Consider the following 14616-nt stretch of genomic DNA (forward strand, 5'->3'; position numbering starts at 1 on the left):
CGAGGACGGGTGGAACTACTCAAATCCTCGGTGACCTGACCTTTTCCGGATCCCAGCTGCGGTCCGTGCCGTCGAAGTCGCGTTCGGTGATCGGCGCGGCGAACGCAAGCCGCCGGGAGGGGAGAGTCCGGGATGTGGGACGTGAACGCGGTGTCGGCGGCGATGTTCAAGGCGCTGAAGACGTATCGCTTGAGCGAAGCCGATGCCAGGGACGTTTGTCAGGACGCCTGGCTGGAGCTGCTTCGCGCGCCTGGCGCGCTACGGGACGAAGCGAAGCTCGGAGCTTGGCTGACGACCACCGCGCGACGCCGTGCGCTCCGGATGATCACCAGGAACAGGCGCGAAACACCGCGTCCGCTCCCCGAGGCGGAGACGACTCCGGAGACCGAAGTCATCCGGGCGGAACGCGACCGCGTGCTCTGGACGGCGGTCGATCGTCTGCCGGACTCGCATCGGCGGCTGATCCGCCTGCTCGCACACCGGCCGGAGCTGTCCTACGCCCAGATCGCCGGGGAACTGGGCATCAGTCCGGCCAGTGTGGGCAGGCTGCGAAGACGGTGTCTCGACCGGCTCAGGCGGATGCTCGAAAAAGGCGGCTGGGCGTGAACATCGGACGAGTCACCGGAGTTTGCGCAAACGGGTGACCGCTTCGTCGATGACCTCGTTGCGTTTGCAGAACGCGAAACGCAGCAGGTGTTTCCACTCTTCCGGGTGATCGGTGAACACCTTTACGGGCACGGCCGCCACGCCCACCCGTTCGGGGAGCTCCCAGGCCAGTTCGGCGGCGTCTTCGAAACCGAGCGGGCGGACGTCGACGCAGACGAAATACGTCCCGGCGGTCGGCCGGACCGCGAAACCCGCGTCCGCGAGGCCCGTCGCGAGCCGGTCCCGTTTGTCCTGGAGGCTCGTGCGCAGGTCTTCGGCCCACGGCAGTTCGTGGTCCAGCGCGTGGGCCACGGCAGGCTGGAGCGGGCCGCCCGAGACGAAGGTGATGAACTGCTTCGCCGCCTTCACCGCCGCGACCAGTTCGGGGCTCGCGCAGACCCAGCCGATCTTCCAGCCGGTGCAGTTGAACGTCTTGCCCGCGCTGGAGATCGAGACGGTCCGGTCGCGCATGCCGGGCAGGGTCGCCAGCGGCAGGTGCTCGGCGTCGTCGAAGACCAGGTGCTCGTACACCTCGTCAGTGATCGCGATCAGGTCGTGCGTCACGCAGAGCGCGGCGACGGCTTCCAGTTCGGCGCGCGTGAACACCGTGCCGGTCGGATTGTGCGGTGAGTTGATCAGGATCGCCTTGGTCCGGCCGGTCACCGCGGCACGCAGGCCCTCGATGTCCAGCGCGAACCGGCCGTCGCGTTCCACCAGGCCGACGACACGCCGCTCCGCGCCCGCCATGGCGACCGCGGCCGCGTACGAGTCGTAGTACGGCTCGATGACGATGACCTCGTCACCGGCCTGGGTCAGCGCGATCAACGACGCCGCGATGGCCTCGGTGGCGCCGGCGGTGACCAGGATCTCCGTGTCGGGGTCGTACGCGGTGCCGTACCGCAGCCGGTGCCGCGCGATCGCCGCGCGCAGCTCGGGACGGCCCGGCCCCGGCGGATACTGGTTCGCGCCGCCGAACAGCGCGTTCTTGGCGGCTTCGAGCATTCCGGCGGGCCCGTCGGTGTCGGGAAAACCCTGGCCGAGGTTGACGGCTTCGTGGCGGACGGCCAGTGCCGTCATCTCCGCGAAGATGGTCGAGGTGAAGGGCTGGAGGCGGGGTACGAGGACAGGTTCGCGCACGATCAGCCATCCTCACGGACAATGGCGGTGTGGAGCAACTGACGCCCGCCAAGGTGACCCCAGCAGATCCGCCCGGTGGAACCGCCGCCGAGGAGGAGAAGCGCCGCGGCCTGCGCAAGATGAAGATGGTCGCGCTGTCGTTCCTGCTCGGCGCGACGGTGATCTTCCTGCTGACCAGCTGGGCCGAGGCCGCGGGCTGGCCGGGCTGGGTCGGCTACGTCCGCGCGGCCGCCGAAGCCGGGATGGTCGGCGCGCTCGCCGACTGGTTCGCGGTGACGGCGCTGTTCCGGCATCCGCTGCGGATCAAGATCCCGCACACCGCGATCATCCCGAACAAGAAGGACGCGCTGGGCAGCAGCCTCGGTGACTTCGTCGGCTCGAACTTCCTGTCCGAGTCCGTGATCCGCGAGAAGCTGAGCCGGATCGAGGTTTCGAAGCGGCTCGGCGGCTGGCTTTCGCAACCCGCCAACGCGGAGCGGGTGACGTCCGAACTGGCCACCGTCGTGCGGGCCGCGGTCAAGGTGCTCCGCGACGAAGACGTCCAGGCGATCATGGAACAGGCCGTGGTCAAGCGGATCGTGGACAAGCCGTGGGGCCCGCCGCTCGGCAAGATCCTGGCGGGCGTGTTCGCCGACGGGGCGCACCACAAGCTGGTGGACCTGATGTGCGACCGCGGCTACGAGTGGGTGCGGGACAACCACTCGACGATGCTGCGCGTGGTCTCGGACCGGGCGCCGAGCTGGTCGCCGAAGTTCGTCGACGAGATGCTCGCGGACAAGGTCTACGGCGAGGTGCTGTCCTTCGTCTGGGCCGTGAAGACCGACGTCAACCACCCCATGCGGCTGGCGCTGGACAAGTTCCTCGGCGAATTCGCCCTCGACCTGCAGACCAACCCCGAGGTGATGGCGCGCGCCGAACAGGTCAAATCCCAGATGCTGGGGCATGACGAGGTGCAGAAGCTGATCGGCTCGGCGTGGGCGACGGCGAAGGAGATGCTGCTCAACGCGGCGGAGGATCCGTCGAGCGAGCTGCGGCGCCGGGTGCGCACCGGGCTCGAGGCCCTCGGCGGTCGGCTGGTCTCCGACGACCACATCCGGTCCAAAGTGGACACCTGGGTGGAGGGTGCGGCGGCCTACCTGGTCACCCACTACTCCCAGGAGATCACCACGATCATCAGCGACACCGTGGAGCGCTGGGACGCCGAGGAGACCTCGCGCAAGATCGAGCTCCAGGTGGGCCGGGATCTGCAGTTCATCCGGATCAACGGCACGGTGGTCGGCGCGCTCGCCGGACTCGTCATCTACGCGGTCGCGCAGCTGCTCTTTTGAGCGGCGGCGCATATACCACACTCCGGAACCCTTACCGCGAGTTGTCCACAGGAAGTGGAGTCATCCCCAGGGTTATCCACAGCTTTTCACGTCTTTGGCCTAACGGTGTGCACAACCCCTGGGGGTAACTCGGGGGTGGGTGACCCCAGGACTTGTGGTCGCGGCGGGACGGCGGCGGCCGGCGAGGCACGTGCGAAGCGGCGGGCCGTGACGACGCGCGAGCCCCGCGGCCGGCGGCCGGAAGACGCGTGCGCCCAGCCGTAACTCGCGTGATTGGAGCCGTAACTCGCGTGATTGGAGCCGGATCACGCGTGACTGGAGGCGTAACTCGCGTGATCGAAGGCGGAACACGGTGCGGATCCGGCCTCGGGCGAGTTACGCCTCCAGTCACGCGAGTTACGCCTCTGAACACGGGTGTGACGGGTCCAGGCACGCGAATTCCGCGCGTCTGACCACCGCAAGTAGGTGACTGGTTGCGATCAGGGACCTCAGGTCGAGACGTCCGCCGTCCGGGCCCGCCAGGCCCGCGCCTTCTCCCGGTTCCCGCAGGCCCGCATCGAGCACCACGTCCTGGACCGGTTGCGTGATTCGTCGTAGAACGCCCACAGGCAGTCGTCCGCCGGGCAGATCTTGAGCCGGATCCAGTCGCCGAGCACGGTCAGCCGGGTCGAGGCCGCCATCACGGCCTCGGTGACCGTTTCCGCGACCAGGAGCGGTCCTTCCTGGCCGAGGATGATCTCCGCCGGCGCGCGCAGGCCGAGCCGGGGCAGTCTCGGGTCGCCGATCGCGGCGCGCAGCGCGTCCCGGGTTTCGCGTGCGGCCGCGGGGGTATCCGCTCGCAGCCGGTGATCCCTGGCCCAGCGTTGCCAGGACTCCAGATCGTCCAGGAGGTCGGTGCCGCGTTCGACGTTCACCGTGTTCAGAAACTCGACCACCAGGGACGCGTCGGTGTTCACCTCGCCCAGTGTACGGGCGGCACCTGTTGTCATCGGCTCCGATAACCCGCATACTCAGTTCGCTGGTTACTCGATCATTCAGGAGGCTGAACCATGGGTGCGGTACCCACCTTCGGCGCGGTGGCCCTCGACTGCCCGGATCCGGTCGCGCTGGCGGAGTTCTACCGCGAGCTGCTCGGCTGGGGGCCCGCCGAAGTCGCCGAAGACGGCCATTGGGTGACTCTGCGGAATCCGGAAGGCGGCGCGCGGCTCTCGTTCCAGCGCGTGCCGGACTACCGGCCGCCGGAGTGGCCGTCCGCGGAGAACCCGCAGCAGGCGCACCTGGACCTCGACGTCACCGACATGGAAGCCGGGCACGAGCGCGCGCTGAAGATCGGCGCGAAGCTGCTCGACGACGCCCCGAAGACCTTCCGGGTGTACGCGGATCCGGCCGGACACCCGTTTTGTCTGTGCGCCTGCTGACCTCGGACGCGAAAAATGCGTAATCTCTGATACGTGATTTGTCCGAAGTGCCAGAACGCCATGAAGACCGTCGACAAGAACGGTGTCCACATCGACCAGTGCCAGGGATGCCGCGGCATCTTCCTGGACAGGGGCGAGCTGGAGGCCATCGCCGGTGCCGAGAACTCGTACTACGGCGGGCACCAGCCCCCTCCGCCGTATCAGGGAGGTGGCCACGCGCCCGCGCCGCACTACGGCCGTCCGGACTCCCCGCGCCCGCACCGGGGCGGGTACGCCGATTCGCCGAAGGGGTATCGCGGCGGGTACGCGGACTCGCCCAAGGGACACCGCGGGGGCTACGCGGATTCGCCGCACGGATACGGCCACAAGCGTCGTAAGGGCGGCTTCCTCGAGGGTCTCTTCGACTGACCGTGGTCCTCGATCTCAAGATCTGCCCGGCCTGCGGTGATCGCGCCGAACGGCCACAAGTCGAGAGCGGGCTGCTGGTGTGCGCGGTGTGCGCGCACCGGTGGCCGTTCCGGCGGCTTCCGCTCTTCGCGCTGACCGGGCCGAGTGGAGCAGGCAAGTCGACGGTCGGGCCGCGCCTGGCGGAACGGCTCGGCGATCTCGCGCTCGTGGTCGAGCAGGACGTGCTGTGGACGGGGGCGCTGCGCGACGACGTCCCCGGCCATCCCGCGTTCCGCTCGACCTGGTTGCGGATGGCGGCGATGCTGCACCAGAACGGACGGCCGGTCGTGCTCTGCGGCACCGTCGCGCCGCCCGAGTTCGAGCGGCTGCCCGAGCGCGTGTTCTTCTCCGACATCCACTACCTGGCGCTCGTCAGCGAGCCCGACGCGCTGCGCAAGCGTTTGCTCGCGCGGCCCGCCTGGCGCGAGTGGGACGAAGAGCGGGTCGAGGAGATGCTGGAGTTCAACGAGTGGCTGCAAGCGGAAGCGCCCTCGATGACGCCGCCGGTCGAACTGTTCGACACCACGAACCTTCCGGTGGACGACGCCGTCGACCACGTCGAGAAGTGGGTGCGTGGCCTGCTTTCAGGGGCGCAACGGCCAACTGCGGCCATCGGGTGAATCCAGCCAGATCACCTGGTCTTCGCCGTCGAGGCTGAGCCCGAACCGGTCCCGCCCAGGCTCGCCGAGTTCGCGCCACTCCTCGTACGCGCTCTCGACGATCTCCCACAGCCGTCGCGGGCCGCCTTCGGCCACTTCGTACTCGCTGCCCTTCTGCCGGTGTCGCAGCCATGAGCCGTCCGGGTGGATCAAGGTGATGCTCTGGCCTTCTCGGGCGGCCGTCACGCCCGGAAGCTGGAGCCCGGCGAAGAACTCGAAGCGGCTGCGGACTTCGGTGATCGCTCCCATCGGCAGCCGCGTCGGCCGCCAAGCGACGTCGCCTTCGAGCGCCTTCGACGGCTTGAAGCGGTGTGCGCGCAGCGGCATGAAGCGGCCGTCGCGGGCGAGCACCCGGCCTTGTCCCGTCGCGCCTTCACCGGCGACGATCCGGACGAGCCCGCCGCCGATCGGCCGGTTCAACGTGGTGACGATCAGTCCGCCGGGCACGGTCTGCTCCAGCCAGGCCGGCGGGATGGACGACACCGAGCACGTGCACAGCACCCGGTCGTAGAGCACGCCCGCCGGGAAACCCTCGGCGCCGTCGGCCGCGGCGCACGAGGGCGCGAACCCGATCTCCGAGAGGCGCTTGCGCGCGGCGTCGACCAGCTCCGGGTCGATGTCCACTGTGTACACGAGCCCGGAACCGAGCCGATGGCACAGCAGGGCGGCGTTGTAGCCGGTGCCCGTGCCGATCTCGAGGACGCGGTGCCCGTCCGCGACCCGGAGCTCTTCGAGCATGATCGCCATGATCGACGGCTGGCTGGACGAGCTGGTCGGCGTTCCCGGCTGCGCGCCGAGATAGCGCGCCCGTTCCCAGAGCCCGGAGTCGTCGTCGAGCTGGACGACCAGCACGTCGGGGGAGTAGACGCGGCGCAGCCACCCCTCGTCGCCGTGCTCCATCGCGGCCCAGCCGTTCGACGCCGGGACGAAGATCCGCGGCAGGAAGACGTGTCTCGGCACGGAGCGGAACGCGGACATCCAGTGCGCGTCGTGCAGCACGCCCTCGGCGAGCAGATGCTCGACGAGGCGCCGCCGCAGCCGCGTCGCGTTCGACATCCCTCCACGGTAGCGGGGTGAGCACCAACACACCCGATGGTTGCAAGCAGAGTGCTTGCAATAGCTAGCACCCCGGCGTAGCGTTGAAGACGTCGCGAGGAGGTGACCGATGTCAGACACCAACCGGGACCAGCCCGCATCGGGCGGGCCGATGGAGAAGGTCGCGGACATCGCTTCCGACATCGGCGAGTACATCCGCCAGCAGCGCAGCAACGCGAAGATCTCCTTGCGGCAGCTGTCGAAACTCGCCGGCGTGTCCAATCCGTACCTGAGCCAGATCGAGCGCGGGGTCCGCAAACCCAGCGCGGAGATCCTGCAGCAGATCGCCAAAGGCCTGCGAATCTCGGCCGAGGCGCTCTACGTGCAAGCGGGAATCCTCGATCTGCCCACGGGCGGCCCGGTCGGCGACGCGATCCGCGCCGACCTCGAGCTGACCGAACGGCAGAAGCAGGTCCTGCTCGACGTCTACGAATCGTTCCGCCGCGAGAACGCCGCCGCGAAGCCAGAACCGATGGCGGCAACCCCAGAACCAGCTACCGAATCCAAGGAGTCAGCATGACCACGGCCACGAAGAACAAGACCGACCGCAAGCACACCGCCCTCGACCAGGTCCGCACCCCGCTGCTGGCCGCCCTCGGCGCCGGCAACCTGGCGGGCCAGGCCGTCGTCGACGCCGTGTCGAAGGCCAAGGAGCGCGTCGTCGAGGGCAGCGAGAGCGCCCGCAAGAACATCGAAGAGCTGCCGCACGACGTCGAGGGCCTCCGCGAGAAGCTGGACCCGGCCGAGCTGCGCAAGGTCATCGACGAGTACACCGAGGCCGCGCTGAAGCTGTACAACAAGCTGGCCGAGTCCGGCGAGCAGGCGTGGGACAAGATCGCCGCGCAGCCGCAGGTCAAGAAGGCCATCGAGCAGCTCGAGGACGCTCTGAGCACCGCGCAGGACCGCGTCGAGGACGCCACCAGCGATGCCCGTGAGCGCATCGACACCGTGCTCGGCAAGGTCACGAAGGGCACCCGCTCGGCCGGCGAGAAGACCGCCCGCAAGGTGACCGAGGTCGCCGGCGAGATCGCCGACGAGGTCGAGGAGATCGGTGACGACCTCGCGCACGAGACCCGCTCGGCTTCGCGCAAGGTCGCCAACAAGACCGCGCCGAAGACCACGGCCCCCGCGCGCCGCACCACCACCAGCCCGGTCGCCAAGAAGCCGGCCACCGCGCCGAAGACCACCGAGAAGTAAAGGTCCGCGTGGACTCCCGGGCCCCTGACACCGCCTTCGGTGCCAGGGGCCCGGGCATTCGCCCGGTTTGACGTAAGCTGACTTCGTGTTCGTTGCCACCTGGATCCTCATCGCCATTCACTGGGGCGGCGCACTGACGGGGCTGTTCGCTTTCGTGCATGCGCTGCTGCAGCGCGCGGACGCGTATTCCGCCGCCGATCGCAAGACCAAGCCCATCTGGATGCTCATCACCGGCGGGGCCACCTTGGTGCTGACCGTCTTCGAGTTCTACGGCGGCGGCATGATCCTGTGGCTGCCCGCGCTGGTCGCGGTCCTGGTCTACCTCGTGGACGTCCGTCCCAAGCTCATCGAGGTCCAGCGCGGCGGCCGCAACTGGTGATTAGGGTGGCGGTGTGACTGACTGGACCATCGCCGGAACCCTCACCGTCGTCCCCGCCCTCTCCCGCCCGGACCTGCTCGCCGAGCCCGTCGCCAAGGCGCTCGCCGCCCTTCCCGATCCGGACGCCGTCGGCGTCGTCGAGATCGACGCGGACCTGGCCGACACTGCCGCCTTCTGCGAGGCGTACGGCTCTCCGCTCTCCGCGTCCGCGAACTGTGTCGTCGTCGCCGGCAAACGCGCCGGCGAGGTCCGGTTCGCCGCCGCGATGATCCTCGCGACCACCCGCGCCGACGTGAACGGCGTCATCAAGCGCCGTCTCGACGTCCGTAAGGCCTCCTTCGCCCCGATGGACGAAGCCGTCTCGCTCACCGGCATGGAGTACGGCGGCATCACGCCGGTCGGCCTGCCGGAGGGCTGGCCGATTTTGATCGACCAGCGCGTCGCGGACGAACCCGAACTGGTCATCGGCAGCGGTGTCCGCGGCGGCAAGCTGCTGATCTCGGGCTCGACCCTCGCGTCACTGCCCGGTGCCGAAGTGATCGACGGTCTCGCGCGTCCCGTCGAGTGAGACTGTCCACTAAGGACTTCGTGCTGGCTTCGGCGTTCAAGGCCGAATACCTCGAAATCGACGCCGCGTTGCTCGCCGGCCTCGGTGAGAACCGCGCCCGCGTCCTCGCCGCGCTGTCCGGCCGCCCTGTCTACGGCGTGAACACCGGGATGGGGCGGCTCGCCGGAGTCGCTTCGCCCGCATCGAGCGCACATCAGCGGAATCTGCTGATCGGCCGGGCCGTGGGCGGCCCGCCGTGGCTCCCGGCCGCCGAAGTGCGGTGGCTTCTGCTGGTGCGCCTGCGGGATCTGCTCGCGCCCGAGACAGGCGCGAGCCCGGAGCTGGTGACGTTCCTCGTCGACCGGCTGAACGAGGGGTTCACGCCCGCCGTGCCGAGGACGGGCCTGGGCAGCGCCGGCGAGATCATCCCGCTGGCGCATGCCTTCCAGACCTTTCTCGGCGTCGGCACCGTGCTGGTGGACGGCGTTGAGACACCCGCCTCGGAGGTGCTGGCGAAGCCGTACGAGCCGGGTCTCAAGGAGGGAGCGACCCTCATCCAGGGCTCGCCACTGGCCGAGACTCTCGCCGCCTTCGCGCTGAACGAAGTCCAGCAGGTGGTGGACTTCCAGACGCTGGCCGCCGCGATCGCGATCGACGTTCTCGGTGCGCCGCAAGCGATCTATCGCCCCGCGTTGGCGGGAGACGACCGCGTGCTGGAGTCGGTGCTGTACGAGATCGGTGGCTTGCTCGACGGTTCCACCGTGCGACCGGAAGTCGTCCAGGCGCCGATCTCCGTGCGCGTCGCGCCGCGGGCGATCGCCCACCTGACGCGAGTGAACGACGAGCTGGGCGCTGTCCTGCGGCGTTCGATGCCGGCCGATTCACCCGTGTTCCTCGACGGTGAATTCGTGTCCACGACGGGATTCCACGCCGTCGAACTCGGGCTGCGGATGGACGCGGTGACGGCGGCGCTCGTGCATCTCGGCGAAGTGAGCGTGCAGCGGACGCACCGGTTGCTCGACGAGCGGTTCAGCGGCCTGCCCGCGCAGCTCGCGGTGGATCCGGGACCGCAGGCGGGGCTGGTCCCGTTGCACAAACGCGCGGTGGGTGAATTGCACGCGTTGCGGCGGCTGGCCACTCCCGCGACGTTGGGTTCCGTCGACACTTCCGGCGGGCAGGAGGACGTGCAGGCGTTCGCTTGGGCGGCGGGGAATCAGCTTCGTGACGCTTGTGCGCGAATGTTCGCCATCACGGCCTGCGAACTGATCACCGGTTCACAGGCGCGATTCCTGGCAGCCGGGGACGGTTCGCCCTCGCTTCGTGTCGCTTACGAGTGGCTGAGCGGGCTGGTTCCGCCGATCGTGGCCGATCGGCCGCTGGGGCCCGAGGTGACCGCGTTGGTCGCCGTGCTGCGGGACTCGTACTTCAACGACCTGACGACCTTGGACTAGGTCCGGGCATCCGCGCGGGACTGGAGTGCCAGCCCGCGCGGAGTCACCCAGCGAGTGACGAGCGCGAAAACGCCCTCGCACACCAAAGCCAGGATGACGACCGCGATGCCGCCCGCCAGGATCTCGCCGTGGCCCGGATCGCCGAGCGCGAAACCGTCCACAATGTACCGTCCGAGCCCGCCGCCGTCGTTGACGATCGCGCCGATCGCGACGGTCGCCACCAGTTGCAGGAACGCGACGCGGGCACCCGCGAGGATCACCGGTGACGCGAGCGGCAACTCCAGGCGCAGCATGATCTGCCACTCGCGGTAACCGGTTCCGCGCGCCGCGTCGACGGTTTCCTGCTCCAGCTGCAAGACACCCGCGTAGGTGTTCGTGAACAACGGCGGCAGCGCCAAGGCCACCAGCGCGAGCATCAGCGGCCAGAACGTCGTGTCGACCTCCAGCCGGGAAGCCAGGAACCAGAACAGGATCACCAGCCCGAAGCTGGGAATCGCGCGGCCGATGTTCACCGCGCTCGTCGCGAGGAACTGAGCGCGGCGGTAATGCGCCAGCCACAACGCGGGCGGGATCGTCAGCACGGCCGAGATCGCCAGTGCCACCAAGGAGAACTGGAGATGCTCGACCGTCCGGTACGGCACCCCCGCAGGTTCGGTCCAGCTCCAGCGATCCGGTTCGCCCAGCCACTCGATGGCCTGGTCGATGATGCTCATCGCGCCGCCTTCCGCGACCACGGCGCGAGCGCGCGCCCACCGAGCCACAGCAGCAGATCCACCACCACGGCCAGTACCACGGAAAGCCCGACACCGACGATGATCGACGTCGGGTTCGGTGTCGCGGTCTGAATCCCGTTACGGATGAAGTACCCGAGGCCGCCCTTGCCGAGCATGGAAGTCACCGTCACCAGCCCGATCGTGGTCACCGCCGCGACCCGCAGCCCCGCGATCACCACCGGCAGCGCGAGTGGCAGTTCGACCTGCCACAGCAACCGCGACCGCGTGAAACCCATACCTATGGCGGCTTCCCGGACTTCCTTGGGCACTTGTTCGACGCCGGTGACGATGTTGCGGATGAGGATCAGCAACGTGTACGTCGCCAAGGGGATGACCGCGGTCGTGAAGGACGTCAGTCCGGTGAAGGGCACCAGTACGGCGAAGGCACCGAGACTCGGGATGACGTACAACGAACCCGCCACGCTCAGCGCGAAGACGTAGAACCACCGGCGACGCAGCGAAACCACGGAAACACCGATCGACACCACCAGCCCGATGGCGAGCGCCGCCGCGGTCAACGTGATGTGCTCGCCGAGCCGTTCGAAGATCTCGTCGAGATGGCGGTCCACCCACCGCCACTCGAAGAGCGGCCGCCCGCCCTGGGCGGGAACGGGGAACACGGAGGAGGCTCGCACCGGCCGACCTTACCCCGTTCGGGGCGCCGGATTCCGTTCTCTGGGAGCGTACGGGGCGCAACTCTCAAAATGTGGATTCTGTCGTGACCCGGAGATACTGTCCATTCCTCTGAACGAGTCATAGGAGTGTGCACGTGCGCTGGACACGGAATGTTCGAGTGGGCGCGGTGCTCGCCGCCGCCGTCCTCGGTATGACCGCCTGTGGGGGTGGCGACGACGCGGCGGCCCCGGCCGTGCAGAGCAAGGGCGGGGCGCCGATCGTGGTCGCCTCCTTCAACTTCACCGACAGCGTGATCCTCGCCGAGCTGTACGCGAACGCGCTGGAGGCCAAGGGCTACCCGATCACCCGCAAGCTGAACCTCGGTTCGCGCGAGCTGATCTACCCGGCACTGAAGTCCGGTGAACTCCAATTCGTCCCGGAGTACCAGGGTGCCGCCATCAGCACCGGATTCGGCAAGGAAGCCGCGAAAGACGCGCAGGGCGAACACGAGCAGCTCAAGAAGCTGTTCGAGCCCGACGGCGTCGCCCTGCTGGAGCAGTCGCCGGCGGAGAACAAGAACACCTACATCGTGAAGGCCGATCTCGCCAAGGAGAAGGGGCTGGCGAAGATCAGCGACCTGTCGAAAGTCGACAACGTCATCGTCGCCGGCGCGCCCGAGTGCGCGGCGCGGCTCCCCTGCTTCAAGGGCTTCACCGACGTCTACAAGCTGAAAGCCACCTTCCAGACCGTGCAGGAGGCGGGCCCGCGCGTCGAGCAGCTGCGGTCCGGCAAGGTCACCGTCATCCCGGTCGACTCGGTGAGCCCGCTCGTCGGCGACCCGCAGTTCGTGGCACTGGAGGACGACCTCGCCATCGTGCCTACCGAGAACGTCGTGCCCGCGGTGAACAAGAAGGTCCTCGACGAGCGCGGCGCCGACTTCGCGGCCGCCGTCAACGCCGTCAGCAAGGCCCTCGACACCGTGCAGTTGCGTGAGCTGAACAAGCGCGTCGACGCGGACGGCGAGAAGCCGGGCGACGTCGCGAAGGAGTGGCTGAAGGAGAAGTCCCTCATCTGAGGCTCTTCCTCGCGAGTGCAATGAAGGGGCCTTTCATAGCAAATTTTGCTATGAAAGGCCCCTTCATTGCACTTGGAGGAGGGGCGCCCGCTCCGGCCGCGGACAGCGGTGCAATCGTGGACGCTGTCGTTGCAACACGGGTGAAAGGGAGTGGGATGGGAAAGGTCACGGCCATCGCGGAGCGCACCATCGAGGCGTCGGCGGACAAGGTCAGGGCGCTCGTCGCGGACTACACCGAAACCCGGCCGAAGCTGCTGACGGAGCACTACCGCGATTACGAGGTCACCGAAGGCGGAGTCGGCGCGGGCACGAAGGCGCGCTGGAAGCTTCAGGCGACGTCGAAGCGTGTGCGTGACGTCGCCGCGACGGTGACCGAGCCGTCCGAAGGCACCCTCGTCGAAACCGACGCGAACTCCAGCATGGTCACCACATGGACCGTCCGTGCGGTGCCGGAGGGCAGCCTCGTCCGCATCGAGACGACCTGGGACGGCGCGGGCGGCATCGGCGGCTTCTTCGAGAAGACCTTCGCGCCCGGTGGGCTCAAGCGGATCTACGAGGGAGTGCTCGGCAAACTCGCCGAGGTCGTGTAGCGCTCGCCACAATCGGAATGGTCGCCCCGGTTAGCTCGTTGTACCCGACGTGAATACGGGGCGATCGCCCCGCTTGAGTTCGCAACAGACTTGGAGTTATCCCGTGAACGCAACCGAGATCCGGCTCGCCTCCCGTCCGCACGGTGTCCCGACGCTCGAGAACTTCGAGATCGCCGACGTCGAGATCCCGACCCCGGGTGAGGGCCAGATCCTGGTCCGCAATCAGGTGCTGAGCGTGGATCCGTACATGCGCGGCCGGATGAGCAGCGCGAAGTCCTACGCCGAGCCGTACGAGGTCGGCAAGGTCATGCACGGTGGCGCCGTCGGTGAAGTGCTCGAGTCCACCGTGGACGACTTTCAGCCGGGCGACATCGTGCTGCACGGCCTCGGCTGGCGCTCCCACGCCGTCGTCGCCGCGAAGCACGCGGTGAAGGTCGACCCCGAGGCGGCGCCGATCAGCGCGTACCTCGGAGTCCTGGGCATGACCGGGCTCACCGCGTACGCCGGGCTGCTCGACGTCGCGGAGTTCAAGGAGGGCGACACCGTCTTCGTGTCCGGCGCGGCGGGCGCGGTCGGTTCCGTCGTCGGCCAGCTGGCGAAGCTGAAGGGCGCGAAGCGGGTCATCGGCAGCGCGGGCACCGACGAGAAGGTCAAGTGGCTGACCGACGAACTGGGCTTCGACGCGGCGTTCAACTACAAGGACGCCCCGGTCGCCGAGCAGCTGCGCGCGGCCGCGCCCGAAGGCATCGACGTGTACTTCGACAACGTCGGCGGCGAGCACCTCGAAGCGGCCATCGACTCGATCAACCTGCACGGCCGGATGGCGATCTGCGGGATGATCTCGGTCTACAACAACACCGAACCGGCCGCCGCGCCGCGCAATCTCGCGTCGATCATCGCGAAGCGGTTCACCATGCGCGGCATGCTGGTCGGCGACCACTACGCGCTGCAGCCGCGGTTCGTGAAGGAGGTCGCGCCGCTCGTCGCCTCCGGTGAGCTCAAGTACTCGGAGACCATTGTGGACGGTATCCGCAACGCGCCGCAGGCGTTCCTGGACCTGCTGGGCGGGGCGAACACCGGCAAGATGCTGGTCCGCGTCTGACCTTGCCTCAAGTGCAATGAAGGGGCCTTTCATAGCAAAATTTGCTATGAAAGGCCCCTTCATTGAGCCTTTTTCATCCTTGGTGTTCGAGGGTGAGGATGGCTTTGGCGTGGGTGGTGACGTGGTGGGTGCTGCAGCGGGCGCGGGTGAGGATGCGC

Annotated in this window: 17 protein-coding genes and 1 pseudogene; 13 read left to right on the forward strand and 5 right to left on the reverse strand. The window is 68.2% G+C overall.

Annotation, left to right across the window (positions count from 1 at the left end; all coding sequences use genetic code 11):
- Positions 1-132 precede the first annotated feature (132 nt).
- On the forward strand, positions 133-606 hold the full coding sequence (locus tag ACIHAO_RS04775; protein ID WP_396554746.1) for an RNA polymerase sigma factor: 474 nt from the start codon (positions 133-135) through the stop codon (positions 604-606).
- 12 nt (positions 607-618) lie between these two features.
- Here the strand turns inward: ACIHAO_RS04775 and ACIHAO_RS04780 are convergent, their stop codons facing one another.
- The gene (locus ACIHAO_RS04780; RefSeq protein WP_396554747.1) at positions 619-1782 is read right to left on the reverse strand and encodes a pyridoxal phosphate-dependent aminotransferase; all 1164 of its coding nucleotides are present in this window, start codon (positions 1780-1782) and stop codon (positions 619-621) included.
- Positions 1783-1811: 29 nt separating this feature from the next.
- Between ACIHAO_RS04780 and ACIHAO_RS04785 the strand changes: the two genes are divergently transcribed.
- Positions 1812-3110, forward strand: coding sequence for a DUF445 domain-containing protein (locus ACIHAO_RS04785; RefSeq protein WP_396554748.1), 1299 nt, complete (start codon positions 1812-1814; stop codon positions 3108-3110).
- A gap of 488 nt (positions 3111-3598) precedes the next feature.
- Here the strand turns inward: ACIHAO_RS04785 and ACIHAO_RS04790 are convergent, their stop codons facing one another.
- Complete coding sequence (locus ACIHAO_RS04790) at positions 3599-4066, reverse strand: CGNR zinc finger domain-containing protein (protein ID WP_396554749.1); 468 nt, start codon at positions 4064-4066, stop codon at positions 3599-3601.
- Between the two features lie 93 nt (positions 4067-4159).
- Here ACIHAO_RS04790 and ACIHAO_RS04795 point away from each other — a divergent pair, with 93 nt between their 5' ends.
- The 3 genes from ACIHAO_RS04795 to ACIHAO_RS04805 are packed head-to-tail and all read left to right on the forward strand — an operon-like array spanning position 4160 to position 5595.
- Positions 4160-4528 (forward strand): VOC family protein, encoded by a 369-nt coding sequence (locus ACIHAO_RS04795; RefSeq protein WP_396554750.1) that lies wholly within the window; start codon positions 4160-4162, stop codon positions 4526-4528.
- A gap of 33 nt (positions 4529-4561) precedes the next feature.
- On the forward strand, positions 4562-4936 hold the full coding sequence (locus tag ACIHAO_RS04800) for a zf-TFIIB domain-containing protein (protein ID WP_125788640.1): 375 nt from the start codon (positions 4562-4564) through the stop codon (positions 4934-4936).
- 2 nt (positions 4937-4938) lie between these two features.
- Positions 4939-5595: an AAA family ATPase gene (locus ACIHAO_RS04805; RefSeq protein ID WP_396554751.1), complete on the forward strand. Its 657-nt coding sequence runs from the start codon at positions 4939-4941 to the stop codon at positions 5593-5595.
- Here ACIHAO_RS04805 and ACIHAO_RS04810 read toward each other — a convergent pair.
- On the reverse strand, positions 5560-6690 hold the full coding sequence (locus tag ACIHAO_RS04810) for a methyltransferase domain-containing protein (RefSeq protein WP_396554752.1): 1131 nt from the start codon (positions 6688-6690) through the stop codon (positions 5560-5562). The two genes, ACIHAO_RS04805 and ACIHAO_RS04810, sit on opposite strands and share 36 nt — an antisense overlap.
- A gap of 151 nt (positions 6691-6841) precedes the next feature.
- On the opposite strand from ACIHAO_RS04810, the gene ACIHAO_RS04815 reads away from it, so the two are divergent.
- From ACIHAO_RS04815 to ACIHAO_RS04835, 5 genes and pseudogenes are all read left to right on the forward strand, one after another.
- A complete protein-coding gene (locus ACIHAO_RS04815; protein ID WP_396554806.1) occupies positions 6842-7249 on the forward strand; it encodes a helix-turn-helix domain-containing protein in 408 nt (135 codons plus the stop codon).
- Complete coding sequence (locus ACIHAO_RS04820) at positions 7246-7926, forward strand: hypothetical protein (RefSeq protein WP_396554753.1); 681 nt, start codon at positions 7246-7248, stop codon at positions 7924-7926. The genes ACIHAO_RS04815 and ACIHAO_RS04820 overlap by 4 nt, the downstream gene beginning before the upstream one ends.
- An 85-nt stretch (positions 7927-8011) precedes the next feature.
- On the forward strand, positions 8012-8305 hold the full coding sequence (locus tag ACIHAO_RS04825; protein WP_396554754.1) for a DUF2516 family protein: 294 nt from the start codon (positions 8012-8014) through the stop codon (positions 8303-8305).
- A gap of 13 nt (positions 8306-8318) precedes the next feature.
- The gene (locus ACIHAO_RS04830) at positions 8319-8873 is read left to right on the forward strand and encodes a YbaK/EbsC family protein (RefSeq protein WP_396554755.1); all 555 of its coding nucleotides are present in this window, start codon (positions 8319-8321) and stop codon (positions 8871-8873) included.
- A pseudogene (locus ACIHAO_RS04835) lies at positions 8870-10297 on the forward strand (aromatic amino acid lyase); the annotation flags it as partial. The gene ACIHAO_RS04830 and the pseudogene ACIHAO_RS04835, both read left to right, overlap by 4 nt.
- Before the next feature lie 2 nt (positions 10298-10299).
- On the opposite strand, the gene ACIHAO_RS04840 reads toward ACIHAO_RS04835, so the two are convergent.
- The gene (locus ACIHAO_RS04840) at positions 10300-11016 is read right to left on the reverse strand and encodes an ABC transporter permease (protein WP_396554756.1); all 717 of its coding nucleotides are present in this window, start codon (positions 11014-11016) and stop codon (positions 10300-10302) included.
- Positions 11013-11696 (reverse strand): ABC transporter permease, encoded by a 684-nt coding sequence (locus tag ACIHAO_RS04845; protein ID WP_199748733.1) that lies wholly within the window; start codon positions 11694-11696, stop codon positions 11013-11015. Before ACIHAO_RS04845 ends, ACIHAO_RS04840 begins: the two co-directional genes overlap by 4 nt.
- Before the next feature lie 173 nt (positions 11697-11869).
- On the opposite strand from ACIHAO_RS04845, the gene ACIHAO_RS04850 reads away from it, so the two are divergent.
- From ACIHAO_RS04850 to ACIHAO_RS04860, 3 genes are all read left to right on the forward strand, one after another.
- Positions 11870-12766 carry an ABC transporter substrate-binding protein gene (locus ACIHAO_RS04850; RefSeq protein ID WP_396554807.1) on the forward strand — a complete coding sequence of 299 codons (897 nt, stop codon included), beginning with the start codon at positions 11870-11872 and terminating at the stop codon, positions 12764-12766.
- 155 nt (positions 12767-12921) lie between these two features.
- A complete protein-coding gene (locus ACIHAO_RS04855; RefSeq protein WP_396554757.1) occupies positions 12922-13356 on the forward strand; it encodes an SRPBCC family protein in 435 nt (144 codons plus the stop codon).
- 103 nt (positions 13357-13459) lie between these two features.
- Positions 13460-14458 carry an NADP-dependent oxidoreductase gene (locus tag ACIHAO_RS04860; protein WP_396554758.1) on the forward strand — a complete coding sequence of 333 codons (999 nt, stop codon included), beginning with the start codon at positions 13460-13462 and terminating at the stop codon, positions 14456-14458.
- The last annotated feature ends 158 nt before the right edge of the window (positions 14459-14616 follow it).

The organism is Amycolatopsis sp. NPDC052450, from assembly GCF_044547565.1.
In the GTDB taxonomy this organism is placed as follows: Bacteria; Actinomycetota; Actinomycetes; order Mycobacteriales; family Pseudonocardiaceae; genus Amycolatopsis.

Excerpts from the sequence above, each read along its gene's own strand:
- ACIHAO_RS04775 (WP_396554746.1), top strand. The coding sequence starts at position 133 with ATGTGGGACGTGAACGCGGTGTCGGCGGCGATGTTCAAGGCGCTGAAG.
- ACIHAO_RS04795 (WP_396554750.1), top strand. The coding sequence starts at position 4,160 with ATGGGTGCGGTACCCACCTTCGGCGCGGTGGCCCTCGACTGCCCGGAT.
- ACIHAO_RS04810 (WP_396554752.1), bottom strand. The coding sequence starts at position 6,690 with ATGTCGAACGCGACGCGGCTGCGGCGGCGCCTCGTCGAGCATCTGCTC.
- ACIHAO_RS04815 (WP_396554806.1), top strand. The coding sequence starts at position 6,842 with ATGGAGAAGGTCGCGGACATCGCTTCCGACATCGGCGAGTACATCCGC.
- ACIHAO_RS04820 (WP_396554753.1), top strand. The coding sequence starts at position 7,246 with ATGACCACGGCCACGAAGAACAAGACCGACCGCAAGCACACCGCCCTC.
- ACIHAO_RS04840 (WP_396554756.1), bottom strand. The coding sequence starts at position 11,016 with ATGAGCATCATCGACCAGGCCATCGAGTGGCTGGGCGAACCGGATCGC.
- ACIHAO_RS04855 (WP_396554757.1), top strand. The coding sequence starts at position 12,922 with ATGGGAAAGGTCACGGCCATCGCGGAGCGCACCATCGAGGCGTCGGCG.